Origin of the sequence: Nonomuraea sp. NEAU-A123, from assembly GCF_018603905.1 — a bacterium.
GTDB lineage: Bacteria > Actinomycetota > Actinomycetes > Streptosporangiales > Streptosporangiaceae > Nonomuraea.
In genome coordinates this window covers 163,336-179,116 of sequence record NZ_JAHFZZ010000014.1, presented here as the reverse complement: position 1 = coordinate 179,116, position 15,781 = coordinate 163,336, and the positions used below count along the sequence as shown (strand labels likewise).

The 15,781-nt window shown below is 69.8% G+C and carries 7 protein-coding genes; 1 reads left to right on the top strand and 6 read right to left on the bottom strand.

Annotated elements, in window-relative coordinates:
- Position 1: 1 nt before the first annotated feature.
- From KLK06_RS37210 to KLK06_RS37195, 4 genes are all read right to left on the bottom strand, one after another.
- A complete protein-coding gene (locus KLK06_RS37210) occupies positions 2 to 1,684 on the bottom strand; it encodes an ABC transporter substrate-binding protein (protein WP_214640328.1) in 1,683 nt (560 codons plus the stop codon).
- On the bottom strand, positions 1,685 to 4,057 hold the full coding sequence (locus KLK06_RS37205; protein ID WP_214640327.1) for a glycoside hydrolase family 2 protein: 2,373 nt from the start codon (positions 4,055 to 4,057) through the stop codon (positions 1,685 to 1,687).
- 92 nt (positions 4,058 to 4,149) lie between these two features.
- A complete protein-coding gene (locus tag KLK06_RS37200) occupies positions 4,150 to 5,172 on the bottom strand; it encodes a LacI family DNA-binding transcriptional regulator (protein WP_214640326.1) in 1,023 nt (340 codons plus the stop codon).
- A gap of 107 nt (positions 5,173 to 5,279) precedes the next feature.
- Entirely contained in the window at positions 5,280 to 6,059 is a 780-nt protein-coding gene (locus KLK06_RS37195) for an NAD(P)-dependent oxidoreductase (RefSeq protein ID WP_214640325.1), read from the bottom strand.
- Between the two features lie 68 nt (positions 6,060 to 6,127).
- On the opposite strand from KLK06_RS37195, the gene KLK06_RS37190 reads away from it, so the two are divergent.
- On the top strand, positions 6,128 to 6,760 hold the full coding sequence (locus KLK06_RS37190; RefSeq protein WP_308168616.1) for a GntR family transcriptional regulator: 633 nt from the start codon (positions 6,128 to 6,130) through the stop codon (positions 6,758 to 6,760).
- Positions 6,761 to 6,776: 16 nt separating this feature from the next.
- Here KLK06_RS37190 and KLK06_RS37185 read toward each other — a convergent pair whose 3' ends face one another.
- Both KLK06_RS37185 and KLK06_RS37180 read right to left on the bottom strand, forming a co-directional pair.
- Positions 6,777 to 7,580 carry a colicin immunity domain-containing protein gene (locus KLK06_RS37185; protein ID WP_214640324.1) on the bottom strand — a complete coding sequence of 268 codons (804 nt, stop codon included), beginning with the start codon at positions 7,578 to 7,580 and terminating at the stop codon, positions 6,777 to 6,779.
- Positions 7,577 to 15,544 (bottom strand): RHS repeat-associated core domain-containing protein, encoded by a 7,968-nt coding sequence (locus KLK06_RS37180; RefSeq protein WP_214640323.1) that lies wholly within the window; start codon positions 15,542 to 15,544, stop codon positions 7,577 to 7,579. The genes KLK06_RS37185 and KLK06_RS37180 overlap by 4 nt, the downstream gene beginning before the upstream one ends.
- Positions 15,545 to 15,781: the final 237 nt, after the last annotated feature.

Sequence of the window (15,781 nt, the reverse complement as noted above, 5' to 3'; positions counted from 1 at the left end):
ACTACTGCGCCGGCTGGAGGTTCTTGGCCACGATGCCGTTGTCGGGGTGGGAGAACGGCAGGCCGAGCGCGTACGGGTTCTGCTCGCTGGGCCAGCCGGTGACGTTGGTGGTCCGGAACTCCGCCAGGGAGCTGGACTGCTGCAGCGGGATGTAGGGCAGGTCGGCCACGACCGCGTCCTGGATGGTGTAGATGGCCTGCTTGATCGTGTCCGCCTGCTCCGGCGGGGTGTTGGCGATGACCTTCAGCGCGTCGTCCACGGCCTGGTTCTTGTAGCGGGCCATGTTCTGGCTGGCCGGGGGCGTGTTCTTGCTGTTGAGGATGTTGTTGTACATCTGGAACGGGTGGGGGCCGCCCCAGGCGTTCCACATCATCGACTCGAAGTCGCCCTTCTGCTGGATGTCGACGAAGGCGTTGAAGGAGACCTCCTTCGCCCTGAACTCGATGCCGACCTCCTTGAGCTGCTGCTTCATGACCTGAGCGGCGGAGACGTAGTCGGTCCAGCCGGTCACCAGGTGGCAGGTGATGGACAGGCGCTTGCCGTCCTTGGCGTAGTAGCCGTCGCCGCCCTTGGTGTAGCCGGCCGCCTCGAGGATCTGGCGGGCCTTGTCCGGGTTGTACTCCAGCTTCAGCGAGGCGTACTTCGGCGAGACGTAGTCCTGGAAGAGCGGCAGCACCAGGCCCAGCGGGCTGACCGGCTTGCCGAGCCCGGCGAACGCCAGGTCGATGATCTTGTCGCGGTCGAGCGCGACGTTGACGGCCTGGCGCACGGCCAGGTCGTTGAGCGGCGCCTTGGTCAGGTTCGGGATCAGGTTGGTGATGTAGAGGTGGGCCTCGTTCTTGTACTGGTTGTGCTGCGGGTCCTTGGCCACGAACTGCTTGTCCGGCTCGGGCATGAACATCCCGCCCCAGTCGAGCTGCCCGGCGACCAGCGCCTGCATGGAGGCGTCGTTGTTGTTGTACGACCAGAACCGCAGTCCGGCGATCTTGGGCTTGCCGGTGTCCCAGTGCAGCGGGTTCTTGACCAAGGTGTAGCTCTGCGGCGTGAACTCGCCCATGATGAACGGCCCCGTGCCGACCGGCTTGGTGTTGGTCTCCTTGCTCGGCTTGTCGATCTTCTCCCAGATGTGCTTGGGCACCATGTACGTGGGGGCGCCCGCGACGTCCGACAGCTTGGTGTACATCCGCTCGGTGAAGGTGATCTTCACCTGGGTGGGGCTGAGGACCTGGGCGTCCTTGATGTTGGTGCCGGCCGCGTTCAGGTCCTTCTTGTCGCGGCGGTAGAGGAAGTTGAACGCCACGTCCTCGGCGGTGAACGGTTTGCCGTCGCTCCACTTCACGCCCTCGCGGAGGGTGAAGGTGAGCGACGTGCCGTCGTCGCCGAACTCGTACTTGGTGGCCAGCAGCGGCTGGACGTCGCCGGACTTGGACTGGTTGAAGAACATCAGCGGCTCGTAGATCATCCCCCACGTGCCCATGAGGTTGGGGACGCCCTGGACCAGCGGGTTGAAGTTCTCGCTGAACTGGCCGGTCCCGGCGGCGACGTTGACCATCACGTCTTTGGCGCCGCCCGACGCCGACGCGGAGGTGGGCGCGGTGCTGCCGGCGGTCAACGGCACCCCGCCGCCCGAACAGGCGGTGAGTACGGCAAGCATGGCGCCTGCCATGATCGGCTTGACTCTCATCTACATCTCCAATTGGGGGGTATGGGCATTCACCCAGGTGATCGGCACACTCATTCCGATGTCGCGATTCAGCCGGAACCGATGGCTTTCGCCGGGCAGCAGCGTGATGAGTTGGTCGTCCACCTCGGCGTCGGGGTGGACCCGGTCGGGGAAGATCGCCAGGTCCCGGACCAGCGTGTGAGCGTTGACGGTGACGTCACGCCCCTCGACCGTGACCGTGCACCGCCCCTCGGGCAGGTCGAGGTCCTTGTCCGGCAGGAAGAACCACAGCGCCCGGCGCTCCCCCGCGCGCACCGCGACCAGCTCTCTGGCGGGGTCGGCCGGCTCACCCACGCCAAGGGGCACGGTGACCGCGCCGCGCGGCGCCACCTCGATGGCGAAGCTCTCGGCCTGGAGCTCCGCGCCGTCCACGCCGAGCCGCGCGGCCACCGCCGTGCTCACCCACGGCTTGTCGGTGTCGTTGACGGCCACCAGGGCCAGCCCGCCGTCGCGCGGCTGCACGGTCAGCAGCCGGTCGGCGTACGCCCGGCGCAGCGCGTGGAACAGCGGTTTCCGGCGCCCGTCGCCGTCGATCGCGGACCACGACGTGACGGGCCAGCAGTCGTTGAGCTGCCAGACGATCGTGCCCGCGCAGTGCGGCCACAAGGACCGGAAGTGCTCCACGCCGAGCTGGATCGCCCTGGCCTGGTTGACCTGCGTCAGGTAGTGCCACCGGTCGAAGCCCGTGGGCGGCGGGAAGTGCGGCTTGAGCCCGGCGGCCAGCTTGAGCTCGCCGTCGATCGCCTTCTGGTGGTGCCGCATGCCGGGCGAGTCGGGCGTGAGCGGCTCGTCGCCGATGGCCCGCTTGATGGTCGCGTACGTGGCGGGACCCTGGAAGCCGAACTCCGAGACGAACCGGGGCCGGTATTCGCGGTAGGCCGTGTAGTCGCGTTCGTTCCAGACGTCCCAGATGTGGATGTTGTGGTGCTCAGGGTCGTTGGGATGCAGGTCCATCGACCCCGAGTACGGGCTGCCCGGCCAGTACGGCCTGCCCGGGTCCAGCTCGGCCACGATGCCGGGCAGCAGGTCGAGGTAGTAGCCCTCGCCCCAGCTACGCCCGGCCAGCTTCTCGCGCCAGCCCCAGTCGAACAGGCCCCAGATGTTCTCGTTGTTGCCGCACCACAGGGCCAGGCTCGGATGCGGCATGAGCCGGGTGACGTTCTCGCGGGCCTCGGCCTCGACCTCCGAGCGCAGCGGCTCCTCCTCCGGATAGGCGGCGCAGGCGAACGCGAAGTCCTGCCAGACCAGCAGCCCCAGCTCGTCGCACAGGTCGTAGAAGTCGTCGCTTTCGTAGAGCCCGCCGCCCCAGACGCGCATCAGGTTGACGCCGGCCTCGCACGCCTGCGCGAGCCGCCCGGCGTAGCGGGCACGGTCGATCCTGGCCGGGAAACAGTCGTCGGGGATCCAGTTGACGCCCTTGGCGAAGACCGGCCGGCCGTTGACCTCGATCGTGAAGGCGCCGTCCGCCGTGTCCAGCTCGACCGTCCGGAACCCGATCTTCGACTGCCACACGTCGAGAACGTCCACCTCGTCGCCGAGGGTCACGGTCAGCTCGTGCAGCGGCTGCGCGCCGTACCCGCGAGGCCACCACAGCTCCGGCTGGGGGATCTCAAGCTCAAGCAACGCTTTGTCCGTTGAGAGCGCTCCCATGACCGACCTGCCGCAGACACTGGCGGTGATCAGCAGCTTCTCCTGGACGGCCCGCTCGACCTCGACGTGCACGGCGACCCGGGCGACGCCGTCGGCGACGCTCACCACCGGCCGCACGGCGGCCAGCCGGGCACCGCTCCACTCGTGCAGCCCGATCGGCTTCCAGATGCCGGCCGTGACCAGCGTCGGCCCCCAGTCCCAGCCGAAGTCGCAGGCCATCTTCCTGATGAAGTTGTAGGGCTCCGTGTAGGCGCTCGGCCGGTCTCCGAGCTCCTCCTTCAGCCGCTCGGCGTACTGCCGCGCCGGCCGGAACGTGATCGCCAGCCGGTTGCCTCCGATACGCAGCGCGTGGCGGACGTCGAACCTGTAGGAGCGATGCATGTTCGCGGTCTCGCCCACGAGAACACCGTTGAGCTCGATCTCGGCCACGGTGTCGAGCCCTTCGCAGACCAGGTCGGTGTGCTCGTGCTCGGTGCCGTCCCACGAGAACTCCGTCTCGTAACGCCACTCGGTACGGCCCACCCAGGCCACGCGGGTCTCGTTGTCGTCGAGGTAGGGATCCGGGATCAGCCCGGCGGCGAGCAGGTCGGTGTGCACGCAACCGGGCACCGTGGCCGGAGCCCGCACGTCGCCGCTCGCCGACCGGACAATCCAGGATTCATGCAAGGGACGGAACGGGGTCATCAACCCTCCGGACTTGAGCAGCGGGGATTGGCTGACATGCCATCACTAAACCCGTTTAGTTGCAATGACTGGTCGCGCATATTTCCGCTCGGTTACTGAACCGATTCATCACAGGGGGCGGTGCTCCCCCTGTCCACCAGGCGCGGCTCGGCCTGCCGCGAGTCGGCGACCTCCCGGCCCTGGACCAGGTTGAGCAGCGACCGAGCAGCCTGGGCGCCGAACGCGGCGATGTCCCTGCTCACCGCCGTCAGGTGGGGCCGGGCCAGCAGGCACAGGGCCGAGTCGTCCCAGGCCACGACGGACAGCTCGGTGGGCACCGAGATCCCCGCCTCACGAGCGGCGGCGGTGCCCGCCACGGCCATCACGTCGTTGTCGTACACGATGGCGGTCGGCCGTCCTGGCCCGCGCAGCAGGTCGAGGGTGGCCCGCTCGCCGCTCTCGCCGCTGTAGTCGGCGTACACGGTGGCTGCCGCCACCCCCAGCCTGGCGGCCGCCTCTCGCATCGCGTCGGTCCTGACGCGGGTGTGCCTGAGCTCCTCCCGCCCCGCGACCCTGGCGATCCTGCGGTGCCCCAGCCCGGCCAGGTGCTCCATCACGACGCCGATCGCGCCGGCGTCGTCGCTCCAGACGGTGGGCAGCCGCCCCGTCCCCTCCGGTCCGCCGATGACCACGGCGGGCAGCTTCAGCTCCTCCAGCACGGCGATCCTGGCGTCCTCGGCCCGCAGATCGACGACGAACACCCCGGCCACCCGGTGCTGCGCCCACCATTTCCGATAAATCGCGATTTCTTGCTCTGGGTCCTCGGTCATCTGCAGCAACAGTCCGACGGACGCCGCCGACAGCGTGGCCTCGATGCCGGAGATCAGCTGCATGAAGAACGGCTCCAGCCCCAGCGTGCGCGCCGGCCGGTCCACGACGAGACCCAGCACGTCGGGCCGGCCGTCGAACAGGGCCCGCGCCAGGCTGTTCGGCTGCCAGCCCAGCTCGGCGGCGATGGCCTGGATGCGGCGGCGGGTCTCGCTGGAGACACCGGGACGACCGTTCAACGCGAACGACACCGCGCCCTTCGAGACACCGGCCCTGCGGGCTATGTCGTCGATCGTGGGTCGCTTCATACGGCCGTCCCTGGATTTACCGGTTCACTTTCGCCGCGCACGCGACCTTATGACAAGCCATCTCAATGAAGGCCGGCCGCGAACGCAAGCCCCCGCGGACGCGGGGTTCACTCCAGGGGCCCGCGGAGGAGGTCGGCGGTGGCTCGGGTGATCAGGGGCGGCACGCCCAGGTCGGTCAGCATGTCGGTGGCGGCGCGCATCTCCGCGGCACGCCGTACGGCATGGCGGTGCGTGCCGTCCACCAGGCGCCGTACGGTGGCCGCGTCCGCCGCGGCGAGCTCGTCGGCGATGTTCTCGCGTAGCCAGTCCTCGCATCCGGCCGCCCGCCCGGCCCGGAGCGCCTCGACCACGGCGGCCGCCAAGCCCTTGAAGAAGACGCTGCGCAGGAGTTTGCGCTCGGCGGCGAGCCCAGGGGGGCCGTCGAGCACATCCACCCGCGCGCCGAGCGGTGTGAGCAGGCGGGCGTACCGTTCGGCGTGACCACCGGAGACCAGCATGGGCGCACGCAGGCCACGTCCCGGAACGGGCGCCATCAGCGCGACGTCGGCGAACGCGAGACCGGCTTGGCCGGCGAGCTCGGCCAGCCGCCGCTTGACCGCCGGCGCCGCCGTATTGAGATCCGCCCACAGGGTCGCCGGCGCGGCGCCCGGCAGCGCGTTACGCAGCGCTTCCTCGGCCGCCGCTGAGCTGTTGACGCTCAGGACCAGGTCGACACCGCGGACCGCGTCGGCCTCGCCACCGGTTTCCACGACGCCCGCGGGCGCGCCGACGGCGGGATCGTAGCCGCGGACCAGCGCCCCGGCGGCGGCGAGGTCGGCCGAGATGGCCGCGCCGGCCTCACCGAGGCCGAGCACGGCCACGCGCAGGGGCGGGGCGGCATCTGTCATCGAGTGAATGGCATCCATCATCGATACGATATTTAGCACAAGATTGGCGACAATCAGAGAGAGGGAACGTGTCCTCAGACTCGGGAGCGGTGCTCGACGCCATGCGTGACGGGATCATGCGTGGTGAGTTCGTGCCTGATCAGCGGCTGGTCGAGACCGACCTGTCGGAGCGCTTCTCCGCCAGCCGCAGCTCGGTGCGTTCGGCGCTGCAGCAACTGGCCAACGAGGGCCTGGTGGAGCGGATTCAGAACCGGGGCGCCCGGGTCCGCGCGGTCTCTCTGGCCGAGGCCATCGAGATCAGCGAGGTCCGCATGGTGGTCGAGGGCCTGTGCGCGGCCAAGGCCGCTGAGCGGGTGACTCCGGCGGAGGCGGACGAGCTGCGCGAGGTGGGCGCGCGGATGTCGGCGGCGGTCGCTTCGGGCGACGTGCTCGGCTACTCCGATCTCAACCGGTCGCTGCATCGCCGGATCCGGGAGCTGAGTGGTCAGGCCACGGCCGGTGGCGTGCTGGAGCGGCTGCGCGCGCAGATCGTCCGGCACCAGTTCCGGCTGGCCATGCAGCCGGGACGGCCGGCCGTCTCACTGAACGAGCACCTGGCCATCATCCACGCCATCTGTTCGGGCGATCCGGAGACGGCCGAACAGGCCGCTCGCGGGCACCTCCGCAGCGTGATCGAGGCCCTGCGCGCCTACAAGGACTGACCAGCTCACCGCGGCTTCAGGGCGGGGCGAGACCGGCAAGGGACACGCGGACCCGGGAGGTCAGCTCCTCGTCGGTGAGGTCGCCGGGCTCGCGCAGGTCCGGGTCGGCTGGGTAGTCCTCCAGGGCGTAGAAGACGTCCAGCAGCGCCCGTTCCAGGCTGTCGCGGACCCGTTCTCCCTCGTCGAGCGCGCGCCGGCGGGCGGCCAGCCAGGCCGGCGCGAAGGAGGCGGCGGGCAGGTCGCCTCGCACCAACGCCCGCATGAGAGCCAGTTGCTCGGCCACCCCGGATCCCGGAGCGACCTCGGCCGGCGTGGACGCCGACGGATGTCGCGCAGGGTACTCCGCGGCGACCGCCGCCGGCTCCGGCCGCGAGCCGGCCAGCCTTTTCGCGTATCTGGCGAACCTCGCCCTGGCCTCGTCGATCCCGGTGTCCAGGCACGCCCGGACGAACCGGGTGTCCCCCGCGACCAGCGCATATCCCTGCCCCGTGACGAGGACGGCGCCGGACAGCCCGGGAAGGGCGAGGAGGAGGCCGCCTTCGGACCGGGGCAGCCCGGCGAGCGGCACCCGCAGCTCGAGGACGTCTTCGGCGGCATGCCGCGCGCCGACCTGCCCCGCGAGGACGCGGTCCACGCCGGACGCCCTGGCGCCCGCGGAGACCCGGCCCGCGAGCCGCTCGTCCGGCGGCCAGGACGCGGGCACCGGCACCACCGCCTTGGCGCCCTCGTCCAGCCACCGGCCGCCGAACCGGTGCGGGCCGTCGAGGAGCGCCCCGGCCAGCTCCCCGCTCGTCGCGGGGTCGCCTCCGCCTGCTGTCAATACAGGTAGCCCTTGTCTATGATGCCCGCGAGCTGCTTGCTTCCGAGGTTCCAGGCGGACCAGAACGACCCGTCCGCGTGGAGCATCACCATCTTTCCCGTACTGGGATCGATGAAGCCGACCGCCGTGCCCTGTCCCCGGTAGTTGAACCGGTAGATCTTGGTTCCCGGCGCGGCCATGTGGTCCCGCATGGCCTTCTCGAACGCCTGCATGGTTGCCTTGTTGCGGTTGCCCGTGATGCCGAAGTCGGCGGCGTGGGCGTCGAACTTCTTGCTCATCGTCTTCTGGCTGGTGAAGTTGGCCTTGCCGAGCCAGGACGCCTTCGGGCAGGCACTGTTGTGGACCAGCAGGTTCGCCGCGCCGGCGGCCACATAGAACGTGTGCGTCTCGCCGACCGTGAGGTTGTAGACGCGGTCCCATCTGAAGAGCTTCCGGACCGCGCTGACCTGCACGTAGGTGCCGGCGGAGGTCCGCAGCCACGTGCCGGGGACGAGGTCGCCGGCCTCGACCCATTCCCGGCGGTCCGGGACCCAGAACGGGTGCCCGTCCGTCGCGGTGACCGTGCCCCGTTCTCCATCCAGGTCCACGGTCAGCTCGACGAGGCTCTTCGACCCGAGGCCCTGGATGAGCGCGGTGACGGGCTCGCCTCGGGTGGCCCCGGTCACCGGATCGGTCACCATGACCAGCTCGCCGACCCGCACCTCGCTGATCGGCTTGCGCGTCCCGTCCGCCATGAGAACCGGGGTGTCGCCGGTGAAGCTGTTGCCCACGCACTGCGCGACCTTGCCGAACTGGAACGCCTTGCCGAACATCCCGAGCCCGCAGCCGAGGAGCGCCTGCGTGCCGACGCTGCCCCAGTCGACCTTGCGGCCGGACAGCCGCTGGGTCAGGTATTCCAGGCCGCCGCCGAACAGCGCGCCGCCCAGGCAGGCGGCCAGCATCGGGCTGTTGCCACTCGGGTCGGTCGCGTTGACCGGGTCGCCGGCGGCGTAGCCGTAGAGGTTGGCCCCGCCGTCGACGCCGACCGGGTCCTCGCTGATGAACCGGCCGAGCGTCGGGCTGTAGTAGCGGGCGCGGTAGAACAGCAGGCCGGTACCGTCGTCCTCGCGGCCGGTGTACGTGAACCCGTTGCCGCCCGGGTCACCGGTGACCGCGGTGCCGCCGTTCGGGTCGTAGGAGTAGGCCGTCTTCAGGCTGCCGTCATCGGCGCCGAGCGCCAGCGTGCTGCCCTGGAGGTCGGTGAGATAGGTCTGGGTCCCGGCCCCGCTGGTGCGGCCGAACCACTGGTCGATCGCGCCGGACATCAGCTCGGCCGTGACGTTCCCCGACGCGTCGGTCTCGGCGATGGGGTTGTCCCCGCCGGCCAGGTAGCCGGTCACGGCGCCGTTGACCGTGCGGCGGTCTCGCTGCCCCTCGGCGTCGTAACGGAACCCGGCGGTCAGGCCGGCCCGGCTGAGGCCCTTGAGCTGGCCTCGGGCGTTCCAGTCGTAGGTGGTGGTGCCGTCGCCGGTGAGGTTGCCGTCGGGGTCGTACGACAGCGTCTGCCCCGAGCGGCTGGTCAGCCGGTTGGCCGCGTCGTAGACCATCCCGCTGACCGCCGCCGGCAACGCGACCTTGGCGAACGAGCCGGTGACGTCGGCGATCTGGCCGAGCGGGTCGTAGCCGTAGGCCAGGCCGCCCTTGTCGGTCGTGCCGTAGCGGTAGGTGATCCCGGTGACCCGGCCCGCGTCGTCGTAGCCGTAGTGCTGGCTCCAGCCGCCGGGCAGGTCGAGGCGGTCCTCCCGGCCCGCGTCGTCGTAGTGCGGGGCCACGGCCACGTTTCCGCGGGCGATCCGCTTGACCGCGCCGGTGTCGTCGTAGTCGTAGGTGACGGGTGCCCGTCCGAGGACGGTGACGCTGGTCCGCTGGTCCACCGCGTTGTACCCGTAGTCGACCTGCCCGGCCGGGCGCGTGACCCGGGTGACCCGGTCGAGGTCGTCGTAGGTGAAGACCGTGTCTCCCCCGGCGGCCGTGTCGGCGATGCGCTTGAGCCGGTCGACCTCGTCGTAGGTGAAGACCACGGTCGATTCGGCGGTGGTGCCGCTGACGCCGTAGTCGACCTGCTTGGTCCGGCCGAGGGCGTCGTAGGCGAACTTGGTGAGTTTGCCGTTGCGGCTGGTCGTGGTGGCGACCTGCCCGGCCTTGTCGTAGGTCGTGACCGTCGATCTGCCGAGCGGATCGGTGACCTTGGTGACCCGGTCCGAGGCGTCGTACTCCCAGGACATCGAGTTGTTGCGCGGATCGGTGAGCTTGTTGCGGTTGCCGTTCTCGTCGTAGCCGAAGCCGAACGTCCGGCCCAGCGGGTCCGTCACGGAGCCGATCTGGTTGCGGGCGTCATAGGCGATCGTCGAGACGGCTCCGGCCGGGTCGGTGGTCTGGGTGATCCGGCCGGCGTTGTCGGTGAAGAACCGGGTGACGCGGCCTGTCGGATCGGTGGAGGTCTTCAGGTCGCCGAGGCTGTAGGTGTTGGTGGTGACCTTGCCGGCCGCGTCGGTGACGGTGAGCACCTGGCCCGCGGAGTTGTAGCGGGTCTTGCTGACCCGGCCCAGCGGATCGGTCTCCGTGAGGAGGTTGCCCTTGTCGTCGTACTCGTACGTGGTGGTCTTGCCCAGCTCGTCGGTGACGGCCGAGGGCAGGTCGAAGGGCCCGCCATAGACGGTCTTCACACCGTTCACCGCGGCCGGGGTGCCCGCCAGGCGGGTGGACTGGGTGATCCGGCCTTCGCCGTCGTAGGCCATGGACGTGACCCGTCCCGCGGAGTCGGTCATCGAGTCGATCCGCTGACCGGTGCCGCGGGTGAAGGTCGTCGTGTTCGCCTCGGCCGTGCCGTACGCCTCGGTCTGGCTGGTCGCCGCGCCGGCCGCGTTGAAGGTGACTCGTTGCACCGCGCCGTTCGGCTGGGTGACCCGGGTCTCGGTGATCTTCCCGGCGGCGTCGGTGACGTAGTCGAACGTGTAGATCTGCCCGTCCGTCAGCGTCTGCTTGGCCACGCGGCCCGCGGCGTCGTACTCGTTGGTCAGGTAGGTGATGCCCCGGGTGTCGGTCGCGGTGAACATCCGGCCGGCGGAGTCGTAGGTGTACCTCATGACCTTGCCGCCGGTGTCGGTGACCGTCTCCAGCCGGCCGCCAGCGTTGTAGGTGTAGCCCACCGTGCGGCCGATGTTGTCCCGCAGCCCGGTGACCCGGTTGTTCGTGTTGTACGCCAGCTTGATCCACTTGCCGTTGGGCGAGGTGATCTGGACGAGGTTGAGCTGGCCGTCGCGCGTCAAGGTGATCGTGTTGTCGTTGCGGTCCCTGATCTCCGCCAGCGGCTGGTACTGCGGGAAGTAGTACCGCATGCCGTCGCGCCGCCACAGTTCCCAGCCGTCGCGCGTGTTGTCGCGCCTGATGGTCGAGCCTCTGTACTCGCCGGGAGTGTTGACGGCGCCGAAGACCGCGTCCATGAAGCCCGTTCCTGGAGAGGTCCGGACGTAGTGGATGATCGCGCCGCCCGGAAGGTAGAGGTCGACCTCCTGGTACTGCTGCTCCGAGTGCAGGAAGGCGTTGTAGGCCCCGATCTGCCCGATCCCGAAGTCACGGTTGGCGGTGTCGCCCTGGTAGAGCGTGCGGGTGACCTCGATCGGCAGCACGTCGTCGACGGCGAGGTCGGTGCGCGAGTCCATGAGCTGACCGGTGGACAGCTGCACCGGGTCGCCGTTGATCCAGTCCCAGACGTCCTTGAACCAGCCCTGCAGCCACTTCGGCAGGCTCGAGGTGTTGAACATCCCGCCGTAGAACGACCACACCTTGGTGCCGGGATCCGGTACGACCTGCGTCGCGTCGGCGCTCACCTTGCCGTGACCGTAGACGTGCCAGCCCTGCCGCTCCGGGTCGTAGTTCCAGAAGTCCACGGTCTGGCCGGGCGGCAGCTTGGTGTAGTTCGGGTAGACGACGCGGGCGCCGTCGGGGAAGACGAAGGTGCCGCCGGGCTGCACGGTGAAGTAGACGGGCACGATGCCGTTCGGCGGCAACGGGAAGGGCGGCCGGTCGATCGGGATCGGCGTGATGCCCAGCTCGGTGATGACCTTGCCGAACTTGTCGCGGATCACCGACCCCGCGGGGATGCGCACCTCCAGGCCGGGGATCTTCGGCGTGGTGAGCACGACCTCCTTGGTGGTCGGCGAGTCGAACTTCACCATGTACTGGGTGTCGAGCTGCTGCATCCAGATGGTGTACGGAAGCACGGTGGTCCGCCCGGCGGCCAGGTCCACCTTGACCGAGTAGAAGCCGTAGCGGTGGCCCTTCGTGCTGGCCGCGGCACCGTCGACGTCGAGCGTCGAGGTTCCGGCGGGCAGACCGGTGAGCAGGAAGCGGCCCTTGCCGTCGGTGGTCCCCTTGACCCGGCCGACGGTCAGCGCGACCTTCGGCAGCGGCTTGCCGTCGATCGTCCGGATCACGCCGGACAGCGCCGTGACCCCGGCGGAAGCCCGCGCCGCCTCGATCGTCGCGGGCTCGGCCCGCCGGATGTTCCAGTCGACGCCTGTCAGGTTGCCCTTGTCGGGCTTCCAGTCCCCCTCGCCGTTCGGCGTCTCACCGATGAGGGTGGCGGGCCGGATCGCCGGGGTGGCCGACGGGGTCGGGGACGGCGAGGCGGCCGGACCCGATGTCGCGTTCGTGGCGGCGGGCGCCAGCGCGGTCCTGGTGGCGAGCGCGATGCCGACCTGCCCGGTCAGGCCCTTGGTGGGGTCGACCACGACCGTGTACGTTCCGGCCGCGGGAAGGTCCGCGACGTTGACGGTCGTGTTGACGGACATGTAGGTGTTGCTGAGCTGGGTCCCGTCAGGCTTGATGACGCCCACGTAGATCGGCCCGGTGAAGCTCGGCACCCCGGTGACGGTGAGCTTGACCTTCTGGGCGGCGGTGCCGGTGAAGGTGTAGGCCGCGTCCTGCCCGGCGCGGGCGATCGTGGCGTTGACGGCGGCGCCGCCAAGGGTCAGAGTGCCGGCCGCGATCCGGTTGGAGAGCGTGGCCGTGACCGAGCCCGTCCCCGCCTTCGTCGGGTCGATCACGATCTGGTACGTCCCGGTCTGCGGGAGTTTGGCAATGTCGATCTCGTCGGCCGTCGCGGCCGAGACATAGGTGTTCTTCACCACGACCGTGCCGTCCGGCGCCAGCACGTTGACGTACGTCGGCTGGTTGACGGTGTTGGGAGTGAGGCCGATGCCGACGGCGCCGTCCGCCGTCCCGGCGAAGGTCAGGACCGCGTCCTGACCGGCGCGCGAGAGCGCAGCCGCCACTCCGGCGCCGGTGGGCGTCAGCGTCCCGGTGAGCGGCTCGGACAGCGAGGCGGTGATCGAGCCGGTGGCCGCCTGAGTGGGGTCGATAACCACCCGATACGTCCCGGTCTGCGGGAGTTTGGCGATGTCGATCTCGTCAGCCGTCGCAGCCGAGACGTAGAAGTTCTTCACCGTGATCGTGCCGTCCGGCGCCAGCACGTTGACGTACGCGGCCTTGGTCAGCGTGTTCGCCGTCAACCCCAGGCTCACGGGGCGGTCCGCCGTCCCGGCGAAGGTGAGGACCGCGTCCTGACCTGCGCGCGAGATCGCCGACGTCACCCCGGCGCCGGTGGCGGTCAGCGTCCCGGTGAGCGGCTCGGACAGCGTGGCCGTGATCGAGCCGGTGGCCGCGTCATTGGGGTCGATCACCACCCGGTACGTACCGGTCTGCGGAAGTTTCTCGATGTCGATCTCGTCGGCGGCCGCGGCGGACACGTAGAAGTTCTTCACCGTGACCGTGCCGTCCGGCGCCAGCACGTTGACGTACGCCGACTTGGTCAGCGTGTTCGCCGTCAGCCCCAGGCTCACGGGGCGGTCCGCCGTCCCGGCGAAGGTGAGGATGGCGTCCTGACCGGGCCGCGGGATCGGCAGCACCGCGGCCGCGCCCGTCGCCGTGATCTGGCCGCCGGACACCGGGCTCGACAGCGTCACCGTGACCGAGCCGGTGCTCGCCTGGTCCGGGTCGATCAGCACCTGGTAGGTGCCGGTCTGCGGCAGCTTGGCGATGTCGATCTCACCGGAGGTCGTCGTGGACAGGAACTGGTTGTCCACGACGACGGTCCCGTCCGGCGCCACCACGTCCAGGTAGATCGTCTTGCCGAAGGTGTTGGCGGTGAGACCGAGGCTCACCGCGGCGTCGGCGGTGCCCGCGAAGGTCAGCCCCGCGTCCTGGCCCGGCCGGGGGATCGTCACGACCGACCCGGCCTCCGTCGCCGACAGCACGCCACTGGCCACCGGTACGGACAGCGTCGCCGTGATCGAGCCGGTACCGCCCAAGTTGACATCGACGACGACCCGGTAGGCGCCGGACGCCGGCAGCTTCGGAATGTCGATCTCCCCCGACGCACCGGCGGCGAAGATCCGGCTGTCGACCACCTTCGTGCCGTCGGGGGCCATCACGTTGACGATCCACAACTTGTCGATCGTGGTGCCGGTGAATCCCAGGCTCACGGCGGCGTCCGCGGCCCCGGTGAAAGTGAACGCCGCGTCCTGGCCCGGCCGGGCGATAGTCGCGGTCGATCCCGCGGCCGTGGCCGACAGCGGGCCGCCGGACACCGGGGACGACAGCGTCGCCGTGACCGAGCCGGTCGCGGCGGAGGCGGGATCGATGACGACCCGGTAAGTGCCGGATATCGGCAGCTTCGGAAGATCGAGGTCACCTGACGTGCCGGCGGAGAAATTGTAGTTGTCGACCACCGTGCCGTTCGGCGCCACCACGTCGACGTTCCAGTACTTGTCGATCGTGGTGCCGGTGAATCCCACGCTCACGGCGGCGTCCGCGGCCCCGACGAAGGTGAAGACCGCGTGCTGGCCCGGCCGGGCGATCGTCGCGGTCGATCCCGCGGCCGTGGGCGACAGCAGGCCGCCGGACACCGGGGCCGACAGCGTCACCGTGACCTGACCTGTCGCCGTCGCCGTGCTCGGATCGAGCAGGAGCTGGTAGGTCCGCCCTTCGGCAAGACCGCTGAGGTGCAGTGATCCACCACTGCTGCTGACGGAGACGTTCTGGAGTTTCGTGCTCGCGTAGTTGTAGGCGATCGCGTTGACCGTGCCCAGCGTGTTCCCCGTCAGCCCGACGTCGACCTCGCCTGACGCCGGGGCGTCGAACACGACGAGCGCGGACTTGCCCGCGCTGGAGATGAGGACGGGCTGCGCCTCGCCGCCGACCTGCAGGCGGGTCGTGTTCTCGATGGTGGCCGGGTCCACCGCGGTCAGGGGGACGATGAAGTCCGCGGCTGAGGTCGCCTCTCCGGCGGGGGTCGCGACCAGCACCTTGCCGGAGTTCGCGCCGTTGGGGACCACGAACGTCAGCTGCGTGGCCGTGGCCGACGTCACCTCGGCGCGCAACCCGTTGATGCTGACGATGTTGTCCGACAGCGCGCTCGCGAAGCCGGATCCGGTGACGGTGACCGCGGTGGTCGGCGGACCGGTCTGCGGCGTGATCGCGGTGAGGGCGGGTCCGGGGGCGGCCACGGTGAACGTCCCGGCCTGCGCGGTGGTGCCGCCGACGGTGACGGCGACCGCACCGGTGGTCACACTCGCCGGCACCGTCACCGTGAGCGAGGTGGCGGTGGCGGCGGTCACGGTGGCGGTGGCGCCGTTGAACGAGACGGTGTTGCCCGACGGAGTGGCGGAGAAGCCGGTGCCGGAGACGCGCACGGTCGAACCGGGCCGGCCGGCGACCGGGACGACGCTCATCACCGAGAGCTGCGTCGCGGGATACCGCTCGATGCCGGTCAGGTTGCCGGCCGGGTCGTAGCTGTACTTGGCGGCCTCGCCGCCGGGGTGCGTGACGCCGGTCAGCATGCCCGCCGCGTCATAGGCGTAGACGGCGGGACCGGCCGCGTCCGCGACGGCCTTGGCACTCGCCGCCGTGGCCTTGGCGCTCACCGGCGGTGGCCTGTCGTGATCGGGAAGTGCCGCGGGTAAGACGGTTTGGGAGCTCTGACCCAGCACGGGAAGTGGCGAAAAGACGACACTCAGCCCGAGCAGTGTCGCCAGGAGCTTTCCACGGACAAAACCCGACATATAGCACTCCCCGCGACAATGCCTAGGACAGTCGGAATTATTCCGACTGTCCGTTTTATGTAGGCTTTACTCGGCGATTGGGAACACTAAGCCGGACGA

Bases quoted from the DNA above. Each gene is read 5' to 3' on its own strand.
- KLK06_RS37210 (WP_214640328.1), bottom strand. From the start codon at position 1,684: ATGAGAGTCAAGCCGATCATGGCAGGCGCCATGCTTGCCGTACTCACC.
- KLK06_RS37205 (WP_214640327.1), bottom strand. From the start codon at position 4,057: ATGACCCCGTTCCGTCCCTTGCATGAATCCTGGATTGTCCGGTCGGCG.
- KLK06_RS37200 (WP_214640326.1), bottom strand. From the start codon at position 5,172: ATGAAGCGACCCACGATCGACGACATAGCCCGCAGGGCCGGTGTCTCG.
- KLK06_RS37195 (WP_214640325.1), bottom strand. From the start codon at position 6,059: ATGACAGATGCCGCCCCGCCCCTGCGCGTGGCCGTGCTCGGCCTCGGT.